A 22,994-nucleotide genomic window follows, 5' to 3' on the forward strand; every position below is an offset into this window, starting at 1 on the left:
GCATCCTCAATGGGCTAACGATCAGTCTTTATCAATGCGGCTGGCAACCGCGCCCTGCTGGTCGCGATATTTTGCGTCCTGGCGACGGTTATAAGGACGATCTGCCGGGCCTGACAGCGGTTCAAAACTTAACGCGCCGATCATCATTCCCGGCCGCAGCGCCAGCGGCAATTTACCGGCATTGAAGAATTCCAGCACAATACGCCCCGACCAGCCTGGATCGATACGGTGCGCGGTCACGTGAACCATCAGCCCCAATCTCGCCAGCGAAGAACGGCCATCAAGCCAGCCGACCAGGTCCGCAGGCAGGGTTACAGATTCAAACGTCACCGCCAGGGCCAGTTCACCCGGATGCAGATAGAAAGCTTCGCCCTCGTCGATAACGATTTCGTCACTCATCACACGATCGAGCGCAGCGCTGACTTCGTCCTTCGGCCCGCTGAGGTCAATGAACGGTGCGGTATGGCCGCTAAAGGTGCGGAATTTATTCCCCAACCGTACATCAACGGTCACACCATTGATACGCTCAATGGGTGGACGTGGGGTAATAGACAAACGGCCTTCATCCAGCCAGGCTTCTATATCGCGATCACAAAGACGCATGGCACTTTCTCCTTTCATGCATCGTACCCTGAGACGATAAGCGCTCAGGGTAAAACCAGGTTATCTCTGAACGGTACACAATTCACGCGGCTTATTCAAAAAACTGGCTGATTTTCGCTTTTAAGATATCTATAGCAATGCGGTTTTTACCCCCGCGCGGCACAATGATATCGGCGTATTGTTTGGATGGCTCAATAAACTGCAGGAACATCGGGCGAACCGTTTTCTGGTATTGCGCCATGACGGAGTCCATCGAACGGCCGCGCTCATTCACGTCACGCTTGATGCGGCGCATCAGGCAGATATCCAGCGGAGTATCAACGAAAATCGAGAAGTTCATGGATTCACGCAGGCGGGCGTCGGTCAGAAGCAGGATGCCTTCGAGGATAATGACCTTTTTCGGCTCGATGCGGATGGTTTCCTGGGTGCGGGTGTGTTCTACGTAACTGTAAACGGGCAGTTCAATCGCCTGGCCGCTCTTGAGCGCTTCTAAATGCTGGAACAGCAAGCTGTGATCCATTGCATTTGGGTGGTCATAGTTCGTTTTAACGCGCTCTTCCATCGACAGATGGGATTGATCTTTGTAATAGCTGTCTTCGGGAATGACGCCGATATGCTCATCACCTACTTGTTCACGCAGTTCGCGATAAAGCGTACTGGCAATTAGACTTTTACCTGAAGCCGATGCGCCGGCGATGCCTATAATGACGCACTGATGAGACTTATCAGTCATAAATTTAGCGACCTGATTAACCTGGATGTTAAGGAAGGACGACGCCGGAGCGTCAAACGCGGCAATTATAGGGATTTCGCGGGCGTGATACCAGTCGAATGCACAGGTTCTGCGAGACTGGCTTAAAAGTGACGTATTATTCCCTGAGTGAAATTTAAATGAGCGTTTTTTCAGCGTTTAACCGTTTTTTTTCACGGAGCTTCTATTTAATAAGTCTGTGGTGTCAAATTCTGAGCGGTCACCATATGAATTGTAAATTGTTTGTACTAGCATAAACCAAATTATCAAATTCACGCGTTCGGACATCTTCCCTGACGGCATGGCGTCTCTGGATAAAGCGGTAATGAATAAACAATACCAGCGGGTTTTGGTTACCACCCCACATCCTTTAATACGACTTGTCTGTCTGGGCCTGGTCACCTTTATCTTTACCTTATTTTCGCTGGAGCTCACCCGGTTCGGCACCCTGCTGGCCCCGCTCTGGTTCCCCACCGCCATTATGATGGTGGCGTTTTATCGCCATGCAGGAAAAATGTGGCCGGGAATCGCCCTGGCCTGTTCGTTCGGCAATATTCTGGCCACATGGATGCTGTTTTCGTGGGGATCGATAAACCTCACCTACACCTCAATTAACGTGGTTGAAGCCTTTACCGGTGCGTTATTGCTGCGCAAATTGCTGCCGTGGTACAACCCGCTGCAGAATCTGAATGACTGGATCCGGGTGGCCATCGGCAGCGCCGTGATACCGCCCCTGGTGGGCGGCGTCCTGGTGTCTCTGCTGGCGCCCGGCCCTGAACCAGCGCGTAATTTCTTCGTCTGGGTGTTGTCTGAAGCCATTGGCGCGCTGGCGGTGGTACCACTGGGACTGTTGTTTAAACCGCATTATCTGCTGCGCCACCGTGACCCGCGATTGCTGCTGGAAACCCTGACCACCCTGGCCGTGACGCTGGCCCTCAGTTGGGCAGCCATTACCTGGCTGCCGTGGCCTTTCACCTGCGTTATCGTTTTGCTTATGTGGAGCGCAGTGCGCTTGCCGCGAATGGAAGCATTCATGGTGTTTCTTGTCACCGTGATGGTTGTGTCGCTGATGATTGCCCGGAACCCGGTGGCGCTGACAACCCAACACGTCGGGCCGATGTTGAACGCCCCCTGGCTGCCGTTCCTGATGCTGCTCCTGCCTGCCAACGTGATGACCATGGTGATGTACGCCTTCCGCGCCGAGCGCAAGCACATTACCGAAAGCGAGGAGCGTTTCCGCAATGCGATGGAGTATTCCGCCATCGGTATGGCGCTGGTCAGCATCGAAGGTAAATGGCTACAGGCTAACAAGGCGCTGTGCAATTTCCTCGGTTACAGCCAGACGGAGCTCCAGTCGCTGACCTTCCAGCAGCTCACCTGGCCGGAAGATCTGAATACCGACCTGGAGCAGCTCGAACAGCTGGTCAACGGCGACATCAACACTTACACCCTCGAGAAGCGCTACTACACCCGCGACGGGGAAGTGGTCTGGGCGCTGCTTGCCGTCTCCGTCGTGCGCCATGCCGACGGCTCGCCGCTCTATTTTATCGCCCAGATTGAAGATATTAACGACCTGAAGCAGACCGAGTGGGTCAATAAACGCCTGATGGAGCGCATTACGCTTGCTAACGAAGCGGGCGGCATCGGCATCTGGGAGTGGGATCTCGAGCCAGACATCATCAGCTGGGACAAGCGGATGTTTGAGCTGTATGAAATCCCGCCGCATATCAAGCCTACCTGGCAGCTCTGGCACGATACGATGCTGCCGGAAGATCGTGCCCACGCTGAGAAGGTGCTGCGGGACTCGCTGATATCCCGTCTGCCGTTTAAGCTGGAATTCCGCATCCGCGTGAAGGAAGGCGTGCGCCATATTCGCTCCCTGGCGAACCGGGTGCTCAATAAGCAGGGCGAAGTCGAACGGCTGCTCGGTATCAACATGGACATGACCGAGGTTAAGCAGCTTAACGAGGCGCTTTTCCAGGAAAAAGAGCGGCTACACATCACGCTCGACTCTATCGGTGAAGCGGTGCTGTGCACCGATATCAACATGAACGTCACCTTTATGAACCCGGTCGCTGAGAAAATGAGCGGCTGGCTGCAGACCGAAGCTATCGGCCAGCCGATCCTGAAGGTGTTGCATATCACCTTTGGTGAAAAAGGGCCGCTGATGGAGAATATTCACAGCGGCGATATGTCCCGTTCTGATATCGATCAGGACGTGGTGCTGAACTGCCGTACCGGTGGTAATTTTGATATTCATTACAGCATTACGCCGCTCAGCACGCTGGATGGACAGAATATTGGCTCGGTTATCGTGATTCAGGACGTGACAGAGTCGCGCAAAATGCTGCGCCAGCTGAGCTACAGCGCCTCCCACGATGCCCTGACCCATCTGGCAAACCGGGTCAGCTTCGAAAATCATCTCAAACGACTCCTGCAGACCGTTCGCGAAACGCGACAGCGCCATGCCCTTGTCTTTATCGATCTCGATCGCTTTAAAGCCGTCAACGATACGGCGGGCCATGCGGCGGGCGATGCCCTGCTGCGGGAACTCTCTTCTCTGATGCTGACCATGCTCCGCTCCAGCGACGTGCTGGCGCGCCTGGGCGGGGATGAGTTTGGGTTACTGTTACCGGACTGCAATATTGAAAGCGCGCGCTATATTGCCGGTCGCCTGATTCATGCCATCAACGACTATCACTTTATGTGGGAAGGCCGCCTGCACCGGATCGGCGCCAGCGCAGGTATCACGCTGATTGATGAAAATAACCATCAGGCGTCGGAGGTAATGTCGCAGGCGGATATTGCCTGTTACGCCTCAAAAAACAACGGGCGCGGTACTGTGACGGTTTACGAACCCCAGCAGGAGCGGGATCACAACACTCGCAGCATGATGTCGCTTGATGAACAGTGGCACATGATTAAAGACAATCACCTGATGATGATCGCCCGCAGCGTCGCCTCCCCGCGCATCCCGGAAAGCAGTAATTTCTGGCTGCTTTCGTTACGCCTGTGGACCAGCCAGGGTGAAGTACAGGAGGAGCATGCCTTCCGCTCGGGCCTGGCGGAGCCTGAGCTTTTGCACGCCCTCGACAGACGTATCTTTAGTGAATTTTTCCGTGCCTTCGCCGCTCAGGTGGCCAGTAAAGGCATGGGCGTGGCACTGCCGCTTTCTGAGGCCGGTTTAGCCAGCGTAACGCTGGTCGATGAACTTCTCGAGCTGCTGGATAAAAGCCCCATGCCGGGCCGTCTCCTGCATCTGGTTATCTCTGCCGACGTGGTGTGCAGCCCGGATAAAAACCTGCAACGGGGTCTGCAAAAGCTTCGCCAGGCGGGCTGCCGTGTGATCTTCAGCCAGATAGGACGCGACATGAACGTCTTTACGCACCTGAGCCCGAACATGGCCGACTATCTGATGCTGGACGCAGAGGTGGTCAGCAACGTCTATGGCAACCTGATGGATGAGATGATGGTGACCATTGTTCAGGGCCACGCCCAGCGTCTGGGGATGAAGACCATAGCAGGGCCGTGTAATCAGCCCATCATGATGGATACGCTCTCGGGCATCGGCATTGATTTTATCTATGGCGACACTATCGCCGAGCCGCAGCCATTAGATCTTCTGCTAAACACCAGCTATTTCGCCATCAACTGACGGTGCCCAGCCGTCGGTATACCAGATGTGCAGCAGCGCGTAGGAGCGCCACGGTTTCCAGCGTTCGGCATAACGACGAATTTGCGCGGGCGTCATTCCTGCGAAGCGTTGCTTAATCAGGTAATCATCCGGCAGAAACACATCTTTCGCCTGCCAGCCGCGCAGGGCCAGATAATTTGCGGTCCAGCGCCCTATCCCCGGCCGCTGCTGTAGCGCCTTCATCCCCTCTTCTATATTCACGGGCGGGAAAAGCGGAAACGTTCCGTCGATAACCGACTGCGCCAGATGAATCAGCGACTCCGCGCGTTTTACGGGCATGCCCAACGCTTTCAGCGCCAGCGGGTCCGCTGCCGCCAGCGCCTGCGGCGTGGGGAAGCAGAGATACCCCGGGCAATCCGCCACCGGTTCGCCGCATAACGCCACCACGCGCGACGCCAGCTTCGCCGCCATCGCCACGCTCACGAGCTGCCCGAGGATCGCCCGGACGCCCTGCTCGTACGCATCCATCGATCCCGGCAAACGTAAGCCCGGTCTTGCAGCTCCGAGATCGCCCAGCGTATCCGCTATGTGCTGCGGGTTGCAGGCGAGATCGAACAGGCGTTCTATGCGCTCGAGGCATGCCTGCGCAACCGGAATCAACCCCGGACTGAGCGTCACGGTCAGCGTATGGGCAGCGATATCCGGCGTCACGCGAAATATTCCCTGATGCCCTTCGCAGGCAAAACTGCGCTCGTAGTAGTCGTTTGTGACGGTTTCAATGCCCGTCACCGCACGCGCGCCAAGAAAGCCAAACATCCACTGCCAGTCGTAAGGGGGAAGCCAGTTCAGGGTGTACATCGTCTCTCCTTTTGGGTTCTTCACAGCATAAACGGAAAGGTCCTGTTTCGCCTTGCTTTCATATTCCTGTTGTCGCCATGCGGACATTTCGTTAAAGTCTCGCCCCTTCTCACCGGCATGGGGATTCATCGTGTTTATTGGATTTGACTACGGTACGGCAAACTGCTCGGTTGCGATTATGCAAAACGGGCAGCCACGGCTCCTGAAAATGGAAAAAGAGAGCACGCTGCTGCCGTCAATGCTCTGCGCGCCGACGCGTGAAGCGGTGAGCGAATGGCTGTTCCGCCACCACCAGGTTCCGGCCACGGCGGCGGAGACCCAGGCGCTGCTGCGCCGGGCGGTCAGCTTTAATCGCGAGGAAGACATCGACGTTTCGCCGTCCAGCGTGCAGTTCGGCCTCTCTTCGCTCGGGCACTACATTGAAGACCCCGAAGAAGTCTATTTCGTTAAGTCGCCAAAATCCTTCCTCGGCGCCAGCGGCCTGAAGCCGCAGCAGGTCGCGCTGTTTGAAGACCTGGTGTGCGCGATGATGCTGCATATTCGCAATCAGGCGCAGACGCAGGTCACCGATGCGATTACCCAGGCGGTGATTGGCCGCCCGATCAACTTCCAGGGGCTGGGCGGCGACGAGGCCAACCAGCAGGCGCAGGGGATCCTTGAACGCGCGGCGCACCGCGCAGGCTTCCGCGATGTGGTATTCCAGTATGAACCGGTTGCCGCGGGGCTGGACTTTGAAGCCACGCTGACGGAAGAGAAGCGCGTATTAGTCGTGGATATCGGCGGGGGCACGACGGACTGCTCGCTGCTGCTGATGGGCCCCGAATGGCATAACCGTCGCGATCGTGAAAACAGCCTGCTCGGGCACAGCGGCTGCCGCGTAGGCGGTAACGATCTCGATATCGCGCTGGCATTCAAAAGCCTGATGCCGCTGCTCGGCATGGGCGGTCAGACGGAAAAAGGCATCGCCCTGCCGATCCTGCCGTGGTGGAATGCGATTGCTATCAACGATGTGCCTGCGCAAAGTGATTTTTATAGCACCGCCAACGGCCGCTTCCTTAACGATCTGGTTCGCGATGCCCAGGACGCCAAAAAAGTCGCCCTCCTCTATAAAGTGTGGCGCCAGCGTCTGAGCTACCGCGTGGTGCGTACCGCGGAAGAGAGCAAAATCGCCCTTTCCGACCGCGCCGAGCATGCGGTCTCCCTGCCGTTCATCAGCGACGAACTGGCCACCGCCATTTCGCAGGACGGTCTGGAGACGGCGCTTGCCCAGCCGCTGCAGCGCATTCTGGAACAGGTGCAGCTGGCGCTGGAGAACGGCAAAGAGAAGCCGGACGTGATTTACCTGACCGGGGGTAGCGCCCGTTCGCCGCTGATCAAAAAAGCGCTGGCGGAACAGCTGCCGGGCATTCCGATTGCCGGTGGCGATGACTTTGGCTCCGTTACCGCAGGGCTGGCGCGCTGGGCGCAGGTGATGTTTAGCTAATGTTGTTGCGGTCCGGTCTGATACCCTCTCCCACAGGGAGAGGGACAAAACCGCGGCGCTACTCTCAGACCATTCCTGACAGTCTTCCATATTTCCTCCATTTTTCCGCTGTGTTAGCTGACTAAACTAGTATCATTCCCCGAAGTATTCAGGATGAGAACGTATAACGATGAAAGGCAGTAACAAATCCCGCAGGGCAATCGCCGCTGGCATCATTGTGGTGGTCCTTGCCGCCGCATGGTACTGGCACAGTCAATCCGCGAACTCCGCCGCTCCCGCCGGTGCCACCGGTCAGGCTCAGCGCCCCACGGGCGGAGGGCGTCACGGCATGCGCGGCGGCACCCTGGCGCCGGTTCAGGCGGCGACGGCGGTGAATAAAGCCGTTCCTCGCTATCTCACTGGTCTCGGGACCATTACCGCCGCCAATACCGCCACGGTGCGCAGCCGCGTCGACGGCCAGCTCGTCGCGATCCACTTCCAGGAAGGTCAGCAGGTCAAAGCGGGCGATCTGCTGGCCGAAATTGACCCGAGCCAGTTTAAGGTTGCCCTCGCCCAGGCGCAGGGACAGCTCGCGAAAGACAAAGCCACGCTCGCCAACGCCCGCAGGGATTTAGCGCGCTACCAGCAGCTGGTGAAAACCAACCTCGTGTCTCGTCAGGAGCTTGATACCCAGCAGTCGCTGGTCAGCGAAACGCAGGGCACCATCAAAGCCGACGAGGCCGCCGTGGCCAGCGCCCAGCTGCAGCTGGACTGGAGCCGCATCACCGCGCCGATTGACGGACGCGTCGGCCTGAAGCAGGTCGATATCGGCAACCAAATCTCCAGCGGCGACACCACGGGCATCGTGGTGATCACCCAAACCCACCCGATTGATTTAGTCTTTACCCTGCCGGAAAGCGATATCGCGACCGTCATGCAGGCGCAAAAAGCCGGTAAAGGCCTGGTAGTGGAAGCCTGGGACCGCACCAACAAGCAGAAATTGAGCGAAGGCTCCCTGCTCAGTCTGGATAACCAGATCGACACCACCACCGGCACCATCAAGCTGAAGGCGCGCTTTAATAACCAGGACGATGCCCTCTTCCCGAACCAGTTCGTCAATGCGCGCATGCTGGTCGCGACCGAAGAGAACGCGGTGGTGATCCCCACCGCTGCACTGCAGATGGGTAATGAAGGTAACTTTGTCTGGGTGCTTAACAGCGACAATAAGGTCAGCAAGCATCTGGTAAAAACCGGAATTCAGGACAGCCAGACGGTGGTCATCAGCGCCGGCCTTTCCGCAGGCGACCGCGTGGTCACCGACGGTATTGACCGTCTGACCGAAGGAGCCAAAGTAGAAGTGGTTGAACCGGCGAAACAGGGAGAGAAATCCTGATGCAGGTGCTGCCGCCAGGCTCTACAGGTGGGCCATCACGCCTGTTTATCCTCCGTCCTGTCGCCACCACGCTGCTGATGGTGGCGATCCTGCTCGCCGGGATTATCGGCTATCGCTTCCTGCCCGTATCGGCGCTGCCGGAAGTGGATTACCCAACCATTCAGGTGGTGACGCTCTATCCCGGCGCCAGCCCTGATGTCGTGACGTCCGCCATCACCGCCCCGCTTGAGCGCCAGTTCGGCCAGATGTCGGGGCTAAAACAGATGTCCTCCCAGAGCTCCGGCGGCGCATCCGTCGTGACGCTGCAGTTCCAGCTGACGCTGTCGCTGGACGTCGCCGAGCAGGAGGTGCAGGCGGCCATCAACGCCGCCACCAACCTGCTGCCGTCGGATCTGCCTAACCCGCCGGTCTACAGCAAGGTGAACCCGGCGGATCCGCCGATCATGACGCTGGCCGTCACCTCCTCCGCGATGCCGATGACCCAGGTAGAGGACATGGTCGAAACGCGCGTGGCGCAAAAAATTTCTCAGGTTTCCGGCGTCGGCCTCGTCACCCTGGCGGGTGGACAGCGCCCGGCGGTGCGCGTCAAGCTGAACGCGCAGGCCATCGCCGCGCTGGGGCTCACCAGTGAAACCATCCGCACCGCCATCAGCAACGCCAACGTCAACTCGGCGAAGGGCTCGCTGGACGGCCCAACCCGCGCCGTGACGCTCTCGGCGAACGACCAGATGCAGTCCGCCGACGAATATCGTCAGCTGATTATCGCCTACCAGAACGGCGCGCCGGTGCGTCTGGGCGACGTGGCGACCGTAGAACAAGGTGCGGAAAACAGCTGGCTGGGAGCCTGGGCCAACAGGCAGCAGGCGATCGTGATGAACGTGCAGCGCCAGCCGGGCGCGAACATCATCGAAACCGCCGACAGCATCCGCACCATGCTGCCGCAGCTGATCGAAAGCCTGCCGAAATCGGTCAGCGTGAAGGTGCTTTCCGACCGCACCACGAATATTCGCGCGTCGGTCACCGACACCCAGTTTGAGCTGATGCTGGCAATTGCGCTGGTCGTCATGATCATCTATCTGTTCCTGCGTAACGTTCCGGCAACCATTATTCCCGCCGTCGCCGTGCCGCTCTCGCTGGTCGGCACCTTTGCGGTGATGGTGTTCCTCGATTTTTCGATCAATAACCTGACGCTGATGGCGCTCACCATCGCCACCGGGTTCGTGGTGGATGACGCCATCGTCGTCATCGAGAACATCTCGCGCTATATCGAGAAAGGCGAAAAACCGCTGGCCGCCGCGCTGAAGGGCGCAGGGGAAATCGGCTTTACCATTATCTCGCTGACCTTCTCGCTGATCGCGGTGCTGATCCCGCTGCTGTTTATGGGCGATATCGTCGGGCGGCTGTTCCGCGAGTTTGCCGTGACGCTGGCGGTCGCCATTTTGATCTCCGCCGTGGTGTCGCTGACTCTGACGCCGATGATGTGCGCCCGCATGCTGAGCCACGAGTCCCTGCGCAAGCAAAACCGCTTTTCGCGCGCCTCCGAGCGCATGTTCGAGCGCATTATTGCCGCCTATGGTCGCGTGCTGGCGAAAGTCCTGAACCATCCGTGGGCAACGCTCGGCGTGGCGCTCGGCACGCTGGCGCTCAGCGTGATGCTGTGGATTTTCATTCCGAAAGGCTTCTTCCCGATCCAGGACAACGGCATTATCCAGGGCACGCTTCAGGCCCCGCAGTCGGTCTCCTTCGCCAATATGGCGCAGCGCCAGCAGCAGGTGTCTGAAATCATCATGAAGGATCCGGCGGTCGAGAGCCTGACCTCCTACGTGGGCGTCGACGGCACCAACCCGTCGCTCAACAGCGCGCGTCTGCAGATCAACCTCAAGCCGCTGGATGAACGCGACGATCGCGTCAACGCCGTCATTGAGCGTCTGCAAAACGCAGTCGCGCGCGTGCCGGGCGTTGAGCTTTACCTGCAGCCGATTCAGGATTTGACCATTGATACGCAGGTCAGCCGCACGCAGTACCAGTTCACGCTGCAGGCCACCACGCTGGATGCCCTCAGCACCTGGGTGCCGCAGCTGGTGAACAAGCTTAACACCCTGCCCCAGCTCTCCGATGTTAGCAGCGACTGGCAGGACAAAGGGCTGGCGGCGTACGTTAACGTCAACCGCGATACCGCCAGCCGTCTGGGTATCACCATGGCGGACGTGGACAACGCCCTGTACAACGCCTTCGGTCAGCGCCTGATCTCCACCATCTACACCCAGGCGAACCAGTACCGCGTGGTGCTGGAGCACAACACGGAGAACACGCCCGGCCTGGCGGGGCTGGACTCGGTGCGCCTGACCAGCAAAGACGGCGGCATTGTGCCGCTGAGCGCTATCGCCACGGTGGAAGAACGCTATACCCCGCTGTCGATCAACCATCTGGATCAGTTCCCGTCCACCACCATCTCCTTTAACGTGCCGGACAACTATTCTCTGGGCGAAGCGGTGGAGGCCATTCAGGCGGCGGAAAAAGAGCTCAGCTTCCCGTCCGATATTCAGACCCAGTTCCAGGGCAGCACCCTGGCGTTTCAGGCCGCGCTGGGTAACACCATCTGGCTGATCGTGGCGGCGGTCGTGGCGATGTACATCGTGCTCGGCGTGCTGTATGAAAGCTTTATCCACCCGATCACCATCCTCTCTACCCTGCCGACGGCGGGCGTGGGGGCACTGCTGGCACTGATGCTGGCGGGCAGTGAGCTGGACGTGATTGCCATCATCGGCATCATCCTGCTTATCGGGATCGTGAAGAAAAACGCCATCATGATGATCGACTTCGCCCTGGCCGCCGAGCGCGAGCAGGGCATGTCGCCGCGCGATGCGATTTTCCAGGCCTGCCTGCTGCGTTTCCGTCCGATCCTGATGACCACGCTTGCCGCCCTGCTGGGCGCGCTGCCGCTGATGCTCAGCACCGGCGTCGGCGCGGAGCTCCGTCGTCCGCTGGGTATCGGCATGGTCGGCGGTCTGCTGGTGAGCCAGGTGCTGACCCTCTTCACCACGCCGGTGATCTACCTGCTGTTTGACCGCCTGGCGCTGTGGACCAAAAGCCGCTTCCCGAAACGTGAAGAGGAGGCGTAAGTGAAGTTTTTCGCCCTCTTCATTTATCGCCCGGTGGCGACGATTTTAATCTCGCTCGCCATTACCCTCTGCGGCGTGCTGGGCTTCCGGCTGCTGCCGGTAGCGCCTCTGCCGCAGGTGGATTTCCCGGTGATCATGGTCAGCGCTTCGCTGCCGGGCGCCTCACCGGAAACCATGGCCTCGTCGGTTGCCACGCCGCTGGAGCGTTCGCTCGGGCGAATTGCGGGGGTCAACGAGATGACCTCCAGCAGCTCGCTGGGCAGCACGCGCATCATTCTGGAGTTCAGCTTCGACCGGGATATTAACGGCGCAGCGCGCGACGTGCAGGCGGCCATCAACGCCGCGCAAAGCCTACTGCCGAGCGGGATGCCGAGCCGCCCAACCTACCGCAAGGCCAACCCGTCCGACGCGCCGATCATGATCCTGACGCTGACCTCGGATACGTACTCGCAGGGGCAGCTGTACGACTTTGCATCCACCCAGCTGGCGCAGACAATCTCACAAATTAACGGCGTCGGCGACGTGAGCGTTGGCGGGAGTTCCCTGCCCGCGGTGCGCGTGGGGTTAAACCCGCAGGCGCTGTTTAACCAGGGCGTGTCGCTGGACGACGTGCGCTCCGCCATCAGCAACGCCAACGTGCGTAAACCGCAGGGGGCGATTGAGGACGGCAGCCACCGCTGGCAGATCCACACCAACGACGAGCTGAAAACCGCGGCGGAATATCAGCCGCTCATCATCCACTATAACAACGGCGCGGCGGTGCGCTTAAGCGACGTTGCCAGCGTCACCGATTCGGTGCAGGACGTGCGTAACGCCGGGATGACCAACGCCAAGCCGGCGATTCTGCTGATGATCCGCAAGCTGCCGGAGGCCAACATTATCGAGACGGTGAACAGCATTCGCGCCCGTCTTCCGGACCTGCAGGAGACCATACCGGCGGCGATCGATCTGCAAATTGCCCAGGATCGCTCCCCGACCATTCGCGCCTCGCTGGAAGAGGTCGAGCAAACGCTGGTGATCTCCGTCGCGCTGGTGATCCTGGTGGTCTTTCTGTTCCTGCGCTCCGGCCGCGCGACGCTTATTCCGGCGGTGGCCGTGCCGGTGTCTCTGATTGGTACCTTTGCCGCCATGTACCTGTGCGGGTTTAGCCTCAACAATCTGTCGCTGATGGCCCTGACGATTGCGACGGGCTTCGTGGTGGATGACGCCATCGTGGTGCTGGAGAACATTTCCCGCCATCTGGAAGCGGGCGTGAAGCCGCTGCAGGCCGCGCTGCAGGGCACGCGCGAGGTGGGCTTTACGGTACTCTCCATGAGCCTGTCGCTGGTCGCGGTTTTCCTGCCACTGCTGCTGATGGGCGGGCTGCCGGGCCGGTTGCTGCGCGAGTTTGCCGTCACTCTCTCCGTCGCCATCGGCATTTCGCTGGTCATCTCCTTAACGCTGACGCCAATGATGTGCGGCTGGATGCTCAAGCGCAGCAAACCCCATTCGCAGCCGCGCCGCAAAGGCTTTGGCCGTTTCCTGATGGCACTGCAGGAAGGCTATGGTAAATCGCTGAAGTGGGTGCTGAACCATACGCGTCTTGTCGGCCTGGTGCTGATGGGCACCATTGTGCTCAACGTCTGGATGTATATCACCATCCCGAAAACTTTCTTCCCGGAACAGGACACCGGCGTGCTGATGGGCGGCATTCAGGCGGACCAGAGCATTTCGTTCCAGGCGATGCGCGGCAAGCTGCAGGACTTTATGAAGATCATTCGGGAAGACAAAGCCGTGGATAACGTCACCGGCTTTACCGGCGGGTCACGCGTCAACAGCGGGATGATGTTTATTACCCTGAAACCGCGCGGCGAGCGCAACGAAACCGCCCAGCAGGTGATTGACCGCCTGCGGGTGAAGCTCGCCAAAGAGCCGGGGGCAAACCTGTTTTTGATGGCCGTTCAGGATATCCGCGTCGGCGGGCGACAGGCGAACGCCAGCTATCAGTACACGTTGCTCTCGGACGATTTGGCCGCCCTGCGCGAGTGGGAGCCGAAGATCCGCAAGGCGCTGGCCGCCCTGCCGGAGCTGGCGGACGTCAACTCCGATCAGCAGGACAACGGTGCCGAGATGGCGCTGACCTACGACCGCGAAACCATGTCGCGGCTGGGTATTAATGTTGAAGCCGCCAACAGCCTGCTGAACAACGCCTTCGGCCAGCGCGAGATCTCCACCATCTACCAGCCGATGAACCAGTACAAGGTGGTGATGGAAGTTGACCCGCGCTACACCCAGGACATCAGCGCCCTGGACAAAATGTTTGTGATTAACAACGACGGCAAGGCGATTCCACTCTCCTACTTCGCCAGCTGGCAGCCTGCCAACGCGCCGCTGTCGGTGAACCATCAGGGGCTTTCGGCGGCATCGACCATCTCCTTTAACCTGCCCGCCGGTTCGTCACTGTCTGAGGCCAGCGATGCTATCAACCGCGCGATGACCCAGCTTGGCGTGCCGTCCACCGTGCGCGGCAGCTTTGCCGGCACCGCGCAGGTGTTCCAGGAGACGATGAATTCGCAGGTGATTTTGATTCTGGCCGCCATCGCCACGGTTTATATTGTGCTGGGCGTGCTGTACGAGAGCTACGTTCACCCGCTGACCATTCTCTCGACGCTGCCGTCGGCGGGCGTGGGGGCACTGCTGGCGCTGGAGCTGTTCGGCGCGCCGTTCAGCCTTATCGCGCTCATCGGGATCATGCTGCTGATCGGCATCGTGAAGAAAAACGCCATCATGATGGTGGACTTCGCGCTGGACGCCCAGCGCAACGGCAATCTGTCGCCGGAAGAGGCCATCTTCCAGGCCTGCCTGCTGCGTTTTCGTCCGATCATGATGACCACCCTGGCGGCGCTGTTTGGCGCGCTGCCGCTGGTGATCTCGGGCGGCGACGGCTCAGAGCTGCGCCAGCCGCTGGGGATCACCATTGTCGGCGGCCTGGTGATGAGCCAGCTGCTGACGCTGTACACCACGCCGGTGGTCTATCTGTTCTTCGACCGCCTGCGGCTGCGCTTCTCGCGTAAAAACAGAACCACGGTGACCGAGTAAATGACCGATCTCCCCGCTAACGTTCGCTGGCAGCTATGGATAGTCGCTTTCGGCTTCTTTATGCAGTCGCTGGATACGACCATCGTCAACACCGCCCTCCCCTCCATGGCGAAAAGCCTGGGGGAGAGCCCGCTGCATATGCACATGGTGATTGTCTCCTACGTGCTGACGGTGGCCGTGATGCTGCCCGCCAGCGGCTGGCTGGCCGATAAGGTCGGCGTGCGGAACATCTTCTTTACCGCCATCGTGCTGTTTACCACCGGCTCGCTGTTTTGCGCCCAGGCCAATACCCTCGACCAGCTGGTGACGGCGCGCGTGCTGCAGGGCATCGGCGGGGCGATGATGGTGCCCGTCGGGCGGCTAACGGTGATGAAAATTGTGCCACGCGAGCAGTACATGGCGGCGATGACCTTTGTGACCCTGCCCGGTCAGGTGGGGCCGCTGCTGGGTCCAGCGCTGGGCGGCATTCTGGTGGAGTACGCCTCCTGGCACTGGATCTTCTTAATCAATCTTCCTGTTGGCATCATCGGCGCCATCGCCACCCTGACGCTGATGCCGAACTATAAATTGCAGACCCGGCGCTTTGATTTCTTTGGCTTTATCCTGCTGGCGGCGGGCATGGCTACGCTTACCCTGGCGCTCGACGGGCAAAAAGGGCTGGGGATTTCGCCCCTGACGCTCGGGCTCCTGATCGCGCTCGGCGTTACCGCCATACTGTGGTATCTGCGGCATGCCAGAGGTAACGATAAGGCGCTGTTCAGCCTGAACCTGTTTAAAAACCCTACCTACCGTCTGGGCCTGTCTGGCAGCTTCGCCGGACGCATCGGCAGCGGGATGCTGCCGTTTATGACGCCCGTTTTTCTGCAAATTGGCATGGGCTTTTCGCCGTTCCACGCGGGCCTGATGATGATCCCGATGGTGCTCGGCAGCATGGGGATGAAGCGCGTTGTGGTGCAGGTGGTCAACCGCTTTGGCTATCGACACGTGCTGGTGGCCGCCACGCTGGGGCTGGCGCTGGTCAGCCTGCTGTTTATGGCCGTGGCGCTGATGGGCTGGTACTACGTCCTGCCGCTGGTGCTGTTCTGTCAGGGGATCGTCAACTCCATGCGCTTCTCGTCGATGAATACCCTGACGCTGAAGGACCTGCCTGACGATCTGGCGAGCAGCGGCAATAGCCTGCTGTCGATGATCATGCAGCTCTCAATGAGCGTGGGCGTCACCATTGCCGGCCTGCTGCTCGGCATGTACGGCCAGCACCATCTCAGCGTCGACACGCCGGTGGCGCATCAGGTCTTTTTGTATACCTACCTCAGCATGGCGGTCATCATCGCCCTGCCCGCTTTCATCTTCGCCAGAGTGCCGGATGATACCAGCAAGAACGTCGTGATTAGGCGCGGCAAAAGGAGTGGCTCATGAAATTCTGGCGTCCGGGTATTACCGGCAAGCTCTTTGTAGCGATCTTCGCCACCTGTATCGTCCTGCTGATCACCATGCACTGGGCGGTGCGGGTAAGCTTTGAGCGCGGCTTTATTGATTACATCAAGCATGGCAATGAACAGCGTTTACAGGGCTTAAGCGATGCGCTGAGTGAACAGTACGCCCAACACGGCAACTGGCGTTTTCTGCGCAATAACGACCGCTTTATTTTCCAGATCCTGCGCTCGCTGGAGCACGATACCGGTGACGATCGCCCGGGGCCGGGCATGCCGCCGCACGGCTGGCGCACCCAGTTCTGGGTGATCGACCAGGATATGCGCCCCCTGGTTGGGCCGCGCGCGCCGATACCGCCGGACGGCACCCGGCGGGCAATTAAAGTGAATAACGCCACCGTGGGCTGGGTGATCGCCTCGCCGGTGGAGCGCCTGACGCGCAACACCGACATCAACTTTGACCGCCAGCAGCGCCGCACAAGCTGGCTGATTGTAGCCCTCTCCACGCTGCTCGCCGCGCTCGCCACCTTCCTTCTGGCACGCGGTCTGCTCGCCCCGGTAAAACGGCTGGTGGAGGGTACGCACAAGCTCGCCGCCGGGGATTTCACCACCCGCGTCGATACCCGCAGCCAGGACGAACTGGGCAAGCTGGCGCAGGACTTTAACCAGCTTGCCAGCACGCTGGAGAAAAACCAGCAGATGCGCCGCGACTTTATGGCCGATATCTCGCACGAGCTGCGCACCCCGCTGGCGGTGCTGCGCGGCGAGCTCGAGGCCATTCAGGACGGCGTGCGCCAGTTTACGCCCGAATCGGTGGCATCACTGCAGGCGGAGGTGGGTACGCTCACCAAGCTGGTGGACGATCTCCATCAGCTCTCCATGTCTGACGAAGGCGCGCTGGCCTACCAGAAAGCGCCGGTGGACGTGATTAATATTCTGGAAGTGATCAGCGGCGCGTTCCGAGAGCGGTTTGCCAGCCGCAACCTGAAAATCGACCTCTCCCTGCCGGACAGCGCGGTGGTGTTTGGCGACAAAGACCGACTGATGCAGCTGTTCAATAACCTGCTGGAAAATAGCCTACGCTACACCGACAGCGGCGGAGGGCTGCACATCTCCGGCAGGCAGGAAAACGGGCGCTTTGCCCTCACCTTCGCGGATTCCGCCCCCGGCGTGCAGGACGCGCAGCTGGAAAAACTGTTTGAACGTTTCTACCGTACCGAAGGCTCCCGCAACCGCGCCAGCGGCGGCTCCGGCCTGGGGCTGGCGATTTGCGTTAACATCGTCGAGGCGCATAATGGCACGATCCGCGCAGCCCATTCGCCTTTTGGCGGGGTTAGCATTACAGTAGAGTTACCTCTGGAACGGGATTTATCGAGAGAAGTATGACCGAGTTACCGATTGACGAAAACACGCCGCGCATTTTGATCGTTGAAGACGAACCCAAGCTGGGACAGCTGCTAATCGACTACTTACGCGCGGCCAGCTATGCCCCGTCCCTGATAAGCCACGGCGACCAGGTGCTGCCGTACGTGCGCCAGACTCCGCCGGATCTGATCCTGCTGGATTTAATGCTGCCGGGCGTTGACGGACTGACCCTGTGCCGGGAAATTCGCCGCTTCTCCGACGTGCCGATCGTCATGGTCACCGCTAAAATTGAAGAGATTGACCGCCTGCTGGGGCTCGAAATCGGCGCGGACGACTACATCTGCAAGCCCTACAGCCCGCGCGAGGTGGTAGCCCGCGTGAAGACCATTCTGCGCCGCTGCAGGCCGCAGCGCGAGCTTCAGGTGCTGGACGCTGAAAGCCCGCTGATTGTGGATGAAAGCCGCTTCCAGGCAAGCTGGCGCGGCAAGCTGCTGGACCTGACCCCTGCGGAGTTCCGCCTGCTCAAAACCCTCTCCCACGAGCCGGGCAAAGTCTTCTCCCGCGAACAGCTGCTGAACCACCTGTACGACGATTACCGCGTAGTGACCGACCGCACCATCGACAGCCATATCAAAAACCTGCGCCGCAAGCTGGAAGCGCTGGACGCCGAACAGTCGTTTATTCGCGCGGTGTATGGCGTGGGGTATCGCTGGGAAGCGGATGCGTGCAGGATTGCCTAGTCATCCGCGGGTCAATCCTGGCCGGGTAAGGCGAAGCCGCCACCCGGCACAATAACTTTACCTCCCTGCCCCGCAGCGCTACAATGCCCGCCCTTAAAGTGGGGGATCTCCCCTTACCGCTGCACCAGGTGTACGCGGATCTGACCTGTCATCAGAACGAGAACAAACATGTTTAAACCGGAACTCCTTTCCCCGGCGGGAACGCTGCAAAATATGCGTTACGCTTTCGCCTATGGCGCCGACGCCGTGTATGCGGGCCAGCCGCGCTACTCGCTGCGCGTGCGTAACAACGAATTCAACCACGAGAACCTGCAGCTCGGCATCAACGAAGCGCATGCCCTGGGCAAAAAATTCTACGTGGTGGTCAACATCGCGCCGCACAACGCCAAGCTGAAAACGTTCATCCGTGACCTGAAGCCGGTGGTCGATATGGGGCCGGACGCGCTGATCATGTCGGACCCGGGTTTAATCATGCTGGTTCGGGAGAACTTCCCGGAGATGGATATTCACCTCTCCGTGCAGGCAAACGCCGTCAACTGGGCAACGGTGAAGTTCTGGAAGCAGATGGGGCTGACCCGCGTCATCCTGTCCCGCGAACTGTCTCTGGAAGAGATCGAAGAGATCCGCACTCAGGTGCCGGATATGGAAATCGAAATCTTCGTCCACGGCGCGCTGTGCATGGCCTACTCCGGCCGCTGCCTGCTTTCTGGCTACATCAACAAGCGCGACCCGAACCAGGGCACCTGCACCAACGCCTGCCGCTGGGAATATAACGTCCAGGAAGGCAAAGAGGATGACGTCGGCAACATCGTCCACAAGCACGAGCCTATTCCGGTGACCAACGTTGAGCCGACGCTGGGCATCGGCGCGCCAACCGACAGCGTGTTTATGATTGAAGAAGCCAAACGTCCGGGCGAGTATATGACCGCCTTTGAAGACGAGCACGGCACCTACATCATGAACTCGAAAGATCTGCGCGCCATCGCCCACGTCGAGCGTCTGACGCAGATGGGCGTGCACTCCCTGAAGATTGAAGGCCGCACCAAATCCTATTACTACTGCGCGCGTACCGCGCAGGTGTACCGTAAAGCCATCGACGATGCGGCCGCCGGTAAACCGTTCGATACCAGCCTGCTGGAAACCCTGGAGGGTCTTGCGCACCGCGGCTATACCGAAGGCTTCCTGCGCCGTCATACCCATGACGACTACCAGAACTACGAGCACGGCTACTCCGTTTCCGAGCGCCAGCAGTTTGTCGGTGACTTCACCGGCGAGCGTAAAGGCGCGCTGGCGGCCGTCGCGGTGAAAAACAAGTTCACCAAAGGCGACAGCCTGGAGCTGATGACCCCGCAGGGCAACATGAACTTCACGCTGGAGCATCTGGAAAACGGCAAAGGCGAAGCGATTGAGGTCGCGCCGGGCGACGGGCATACCGTCTGGCTGCCGGTTCCGGAAGAGGTGGAGCTGAAGTTCGCGCTGCTGATGCGTAACTTCAACGGTGAAAGCACCCGAAACCCACACGGCAAATAGTCAATCAGGGAAATTTTTTCGCGCTGGGATAATTCTTAGAATCGGATCACATACCGCTTCGTTCAATACGGGTATTATCCCCCCGCTGAAAAACATAACCCATAAATGCTAGCTGTACCAGGAACCACCTCCTTAGCCTGCGTAATCTCCCTTACGCGGGCTTATTTTTTGCCTTCTATCTCCTCAATCCAGGCAATGAGTTCGTCGATTTGCTTCTCTGAGAACACGGCGATCCCATGCTCAGCGAGCAACGATGCCGCAACCCCCCTCCCCGCTTTATGTATGCCGCGAAACGATCCGTCATAAATAAACTCGCTGCCGCACGTTGGGCTGCCATCGGTTAACAATGCAGCGCTACACCCCGACTCCTGAGCAGCGCGTAGCGCAAGCCAGGCTGCAAGCTGATAATGTGCGGTCACATCCTGCCCGGTATTTTCAATAATTCTGGCTTGCCCGCGCATTACGTCTTTCCCATCAGCAGACATAATCTCTGCCGGAGGACGCGGTACAGGCAGCCCGGCAGCCAATTCAGGACAGTGGATAACCAGACGTTGTTCCTGTTGCCAGCGAGCGAGTTGCGCGTTCATTCTCGCTTTTTCACTTGCGTTATAACGAACCCTGAAGCCCATCAGGCACGCGCTTACCAAAATTTTATTCATCATCACTTTCCTGTGATTAGTCCATATCATCGCTGGAGTGTAACGCGCTTTCGGGCATATTTTGTTCCTTTCATCCTGTTCTTACCCGCTTTTTTCCTCTCTGCTATACACTCTTACTAACGCTAAAAAAGGGAGCAGCGCGGATGGCAACCTATCCAGACAGTTTATTGATTCTCAATGGCAAAAGTGCAGGCAACGATCTGTTGCGTCAGGCAATTCGCGGCTTGCGCGACGACGGCGCGCGCATTCACGTCAGGGTGACGTGGGAAAAAGGCGACGCGGCACGCTATATCAATGAAGCCCTCGGGCTTGGCGTTGAGACCATCATTTCCGGCGGCGGCGATGGCACTATCAATGAGATTGCCTCAGCGCTAATAGACCTGCCCCCGGCAAACCGTCCGGTGATGGGCATTTTACCGCTCGGCACCGCCAATGACTTTGCCACCAGCGCCGGGATCCCGGAGGAGTTAGAGAAGGCGCTCCAGCTGGCGATCCTCGGTAAAGCCACCGCCGTGGATATTGCGCAGGTGAATGATAAAACCTGCTTTATCAATATGGCGACCGGCGGGTTTGGCACGCGCATCACCAGCGAAACGCCGGAAAAACTGAAGGCGGCGCTGGGCGGCGTGTCGTATCTGATCCACGGTCTGATGCGCATGGATACCCTCAAGCCTGACCGCTGCGAAATTCGCGGCGAGGATTTTCAGTGGCAGGGTGACGCGCTGGTCATTGGCATTGGCAACGGGCGTCAGGCGGGCGGCGGTCAGCAGCTGTGCCCGGAGGCGCTGATCAATGACGGTCAGCTACAGCTGAGGATTTTCACGGGCGACGGCCTGCTGCCCGCGCTGTTTACCACGCTGACGCAGCCGGAAGAGAGTCCAAATATCATTGACGGGAAATCGGCGTGGTTTGAGGTAAATGCCCCGCACGGGATGACGTTTAACCTCGACGGAGAGCCGTTAAGCGGAACACAGTTCCGCATTGAGGTGTTGCCCGGCGCGCTGCAGTGTCGGTTGCCGCCGGACTGTGTGCTTTTGCGCTAATGGTATTGCCGGGTGGCGGCTACGCCTTACCCGGCCTACACTTCGCCCTCAGGTCAGGCAATCGTGACTTTGCTGTCCAGATAGACGTCCTGCACCGCATTGATCAGCTTCACGCCGTCGGCCATCGATTTCTTAAACGCCTTACGACCCAGGATCAGCCCCATGCCGCCCGCGCGTTTGTTAATAACCGCCGTACGCACCGCGTCTGACAGGTCAGTATCGCCGCCCGCCGCGCCGCCGGAGTTGATCAGCCCCGCGCGGCCCATATAGCAGTTCGCCAGCTGGTAGCGCACCAGGTCGATCGGGTTATCGCTGGTCAGCTTGCTGTAAACGCGGTCATCGGTGTAGCCAAAGTTTACCGCTTTATAGCCGCCGTTATTCTCGGCCATTTTTTGCTTCACGATGTCAGCGCCAATGGTCGCCGCCAGATGGTTCGCCTGGCCGGTCAGGTCGGCCGACACGTGGTAATCTACGCCGTCTTTTTTGAACGCCGAGTTACGCAGGTACGCCCACAGCACGGTCACCATGCCGAGCTCATGAGCGCGCTCAAACGCCGCAGAGATCTCTTCAATCTGACGACGGGACTGTTCAGAGCCAAAGTAAATCGTCGCCCCAACTGCAACCGCCCCCATATTGAACGCCTGCTCGACGCTGGCGTAGAGCGTCTGGTCATATTCGGTAGGGTAACTCAGGGTTTCGTTGTGGTTCAGCTTCACGAGGAACGGAATGCGGTGGGCATAGCGACGCGAAACCGAAGCCAGCACGCCGTAGGTGGAGGCTACACAGTTACAGCCCGCTTCAATCGCCAGTTCAACAATGTTCTTCGGATCGAAGTAGAGCGGATTCGCCGCAAAGGAGGCGCCCGCCGAGTGCTCAACGCCCTGGTCTACCGGCAGAATCGAGAGATATCCGGTGCCGCCGAGCCGCCCGGTGTTATAGAGCGTCTGCATATTTCGCAGCACGGCAGGGGGACGGTTGTTATCGACCATCACGCGGTCAACGTAATCATGACCAGGCAGGTAAAGCTGGTCGGCTGGAATGGTCATACAACGATGCTGTAAAAGGCTGTCGGCGTCTTTGCCAAGCAACTGCGCAATATCAGTCATGTGATACTCCCGTAAGTCCGACGTCGTGTCGGTGTGTGTTTATCCAGTCCCATTATTTATGGGCAGACTAAGCCTGGTACCGACTTAACAGATTTTCCACCCATTGCATTTTTTTTCAGCACAATCTGCTGGCTCGATTCGTGTACAACAAAACTGTTACATTGATCAAACAATCGCCACAAAGGTATTTAAAAGGTATTATTGAATGGTATGTTAAAGG

Annotated in this window: 15 protein-coding genes; 10 read left to right on the plus strand and 5 right to left on the minus strand. The window is 59.0% G+C overall.

Translation table 11 applies throughout. The features are described from left to right. Positions 1–21: 21 nt before the first annotated feature. Both dcd and udk read right to left on the minus strand, forming a co-directional pair. On the minus strand, positions 22–603 hold the full coding sequence (dcd, locus tag FOY93_RS14700; RefSeq protein WP_111965787.1) for a dCTP deaminase: 582 nt from the start codon (positions 601–603) through the stop codon (positions 22–24). Between the two features lie 91 nt (positions 604–694). Then, entirely contained in the window at positions 695–1,336 is a 642-nt protein-coding gene (gene udk / locus FOY93_RS14705) for a uridine kinase (RefSeq protein ID WP_008500855.1), read from the minus strand. 343 nt (positions 1,337–1,679) lie between these two features. Here udk and FOY93_RS14710 point away from each other — a divergent pair, with 343 nt between their 5' ends. After that, on the plus strand, positions 1,680–5,009 hold the full coding sequence (locus tag FOY93_RS14710) for a diguanylate cyclase (protein ID WP_127731630.1): 3,330 nt from the start codon (positions 1,680–1,682) through the stop codon (positions 5,007–5,009). Here FOY93_RS14710 and alkA read toward each other — a convergent pair. Further along, positions 4,980–5,846 (minus strand): DNA-3-methyladenine glycosylase 2, encoded by an 867-nt coding sequence (alkA, locus tag FOY93_RS14715; protein ID WP_133294780.1) that lies wholly within the window; start codon positions 5,844–5,846, stop codon positions 4,980–4,982. The genes FOY93_RS14710 and alkA overlap by 30 nt on opposite strands. 130 nt (positions 5,847–5,976) lie before the next feature. Here alkA and yegD point away from each other — a divergent pair, with 130 nt between their 5' ends. From yegD to trhP, 8 genes are all read left to right on the plus strand, one after another. Continuing rightward, positions 5,977–7,329 (plus strand): molecular chaperone, encoded by a 1,353-nt coding sequence (gene yegD, locus FOY93_RS14720; protein ID WP_133294781.1) that lies wholly within the window; start codon positions 5,977–5,979, stop codon positions 7,327–7,329. A gap of 169 nt (positions 7,330–7,498) precedes the next feature. After that, entirely contained in the window at positions 7,499–8,701 is a 1,203-nt protein-coding gene (locus FOY93_RS14725; protein WP_143345307.1) for an MdtA/MuxA family multidrug efflux RND transporter periplasmic adaptor subunit, read from the plus strand. Further along, complete coding sequence (locus tag FOY93_RS14730) at positions 8,701–11,823, plus strand: MdtB/MuxB family multidrug efflux RND transporter permease subunit (RefSeq protein ID WP_143345308.1); 3,123 nt, start codon at positions 8,701–8,703, stop codon at positions 11,821–11,823. The genes FOY93_RS14725 and FOY93_RS14730 overlap by 1 nt, the downstream gene beginning before the upstream one ends. After that, positions 11,824–14,901 carry a multidrug efflux RND transporter permease subunit MdtC gene (gene mdtC, locus FOY93_RS14735; protein ID WP_115875809.1) on the plus strand — a complete coding sequence of 1,026 codons (3,078 nt, stop codon included), beginning with the start codon at positions 11,824–11,826 and terminating at the stop codon, positions 14,899–14,901. Next, positions 14,902–16,317 (plus strand): MFS transporter, encoded by a 1,416-nt coding sequence (locus FOY93_RS14740; RefSeq protein ID WP_136195406.1) that lies wholly within the window; start codon positions 14,902–14,904, stop codon positions 16,315–16,317. Continuing rightward, the gene (baeS, locus tag FOY93_RS14745) at positions 16,314–17,717 is read left to right on the plus strand and encodes an envelope stress sensor histidine kinase BaeS (RefSeq protein ID WP_143345309.1); all 1,404 of its coding nucleotides are present in this window, start codon (positions 16,314–16,316) and stop codon (positions 17,715–17,717) included. Before FOY93_RS14740 ends, baeS begins: the two co-directional genes overlap by 4 nt. Continuing rightward, a complete protein-coding gene (baeR, locus tag FOY93_RS14750; protein WP_127731642.1) occupies positions 17,714–18,436 on the plus strand; it encodes an envelope stress response regulator BaeR in 723 nt (240 codons plus the stop codon). Before baeS ends, baeR begins: the two co-directional genes overlap by 4 nt. Positions 18,437–18,604: 168 nt before the next feature. Beyond that, positions 18,605–19,966, plus strand: coding sequence for a prephenate-dependent tRNA uridine(34) hydroxylase TrhP (gene trhP, locus FOY93_RS14755; protein WP_133294786.1), 1,362 nt, complete (start codon positions 18,605–18,607; stop codon positions 19,964–19,966). A 161-nt stretch (positions 19,967–20,127) separates the two neighbouring features. Here trhP and FOY93_RS14760 read toward each other — a convergent pair whose 3' ends face one another. Beyond that, positions 20,128–20,628, minus strand: a complete 501-nt coding sequence (locus FOY93_RS14760) for a 2-thiouracil desulfurase family protein (RefSeq protein ID WP_136195407.1) — start codon at positions 20,626–20,628, stop codon at positions 20,128–20,130. A gap of 140 nt (positions 20,629–20,768) precedes the next feature. Here FOY93_RS14760 and yegS point away from each other — a divergent pair, with 140 nt between their 5' ends. Then, a complete protein-coding gene (gene yegS / locus FOY93_RS14765; RefSeq protein ID WP_136195408.1) occupies positions 20,769–21,668 on the plus strand; it encodes a lipid kinase YegS in 900 nt (299 codons plus the stop codon). A 53-nt stretch (positions 21,669–21,721) separates the two neighbouring features. Here the strand turns inward: yegS and fbaB are convergent, their stop codons facing one another. Further along, a complete protein-coding gene (gene fbaB / locus FOY93_RS14770) occupies positions 21,722–22,774 on the minus strand; it encodes a class I fructose-bisphosphate aldolase (protein ID WP_008500869.1) in 1,053 nt (350 codons plus the stop codon). Positions 22,775–22,994: the final 220 nt, after the last annotated feature.

Source organism: Enterobacter sp. 18A13 (genome assembly GCF_007035975.1).
GTDB classification, from domain to species: Bacteria; Pseudomonadota; Gammaproteobacteria; order Enterobacterales; family Enterobacteriaceae; genus Enterobacter; species Enterobacter vonholyi.

Excerpts from the sequence above, each read along its gene's own strand:
- yegS (WP_136195408.1), top strand. The coding sequence starts at position 20,769 with ATGGCAACCTATCCAGACAGTTTATTGATTCTCAATGGCAAAAGTGCA.
- baeR (WP_127731642.1), top strand. The coding sequence starts at position 17,714 with ATGACCGAGTTACCGATTGACGAAAACACGCCGCGCATTTTGATCGTT.
- trhP (WP_133294786.1), top strand. The coding sequence starts at position 18,605 with ATGTTTAAACCGGAACTCCTTTCCCCGGCGGGAACGCTGCAAAATATG.
- FOY93_RS14710 (WP_127731630.1), top strand. The coding sequence starts at position 1,680 with ATGAATAAACAATACCAGCGGGTTTTGGTTACCACCCCACATCCTTTA.
- FOY93_RS14760 (WP_136195407.1), bottom strand. The coding sequence starts at position 20,628 with ATGATGAATAAAATTTTGGTAAGCGCGTGCCTGATGGGCTTCAGGGTT.
- alkA (WP_133294780.1), bottom strand. The coding sequence starts at position 5,846 with ATGTACACCCTGAACTGGCTTCCCCCTTACGACTGGCAGTGGATGTTT.
- fbaB (WP_008500869.1), bottom strand. The coding sequence starts at position 22,774 with ATGACTGATATTGCGCAGTTGCTTGGCAAAGACGCCGACAGCCTTTTA.
- udk (WP_008500855.1), bottom strand. The coding sequence starts at position 1,336 with ATGACTGATAAGTCTCATCAGTGCGTCATTATAGGCATCGCCGGCGCA.
- FOY93_RS14740 (WP_136195406.1), top strand. The coding sequence starts at position 14,902 with ATGACCGATCTCCCCGCTAACGTTCGCTGGCAGCTATGGATAGTCGCT.
- dcd (WP_111965787.1), bottom strand. The coding sequence starts at position 603 with ATGCGTCTTTGTGATCGCGATATAGAAGCCTGGCTGGATGAAGGCCGT.
- FOY93_RS14730 (WP_143345308.1), top strand. The coding sequence starts at position 8,701 with ATGCAGGTGCTGCCGCCAGGCTCTACAGGTGGGCCATCACGCCTGTTT.
- FOY93_RS14725 (WP_143345307.1), top strand. The coding sequence starts at position 7,499 with ATGAAAGGCAGTAACAAATCCCGCAGGGCAATCGCCGCTGGCATCATT.
- baeS (WP_143345309.1), top strand. The coding sequence starts at position 16,314 with ATGAAATTCTGGCGTCCGGGTATTACCGGCAAGCTCTTTGTAGCGATC.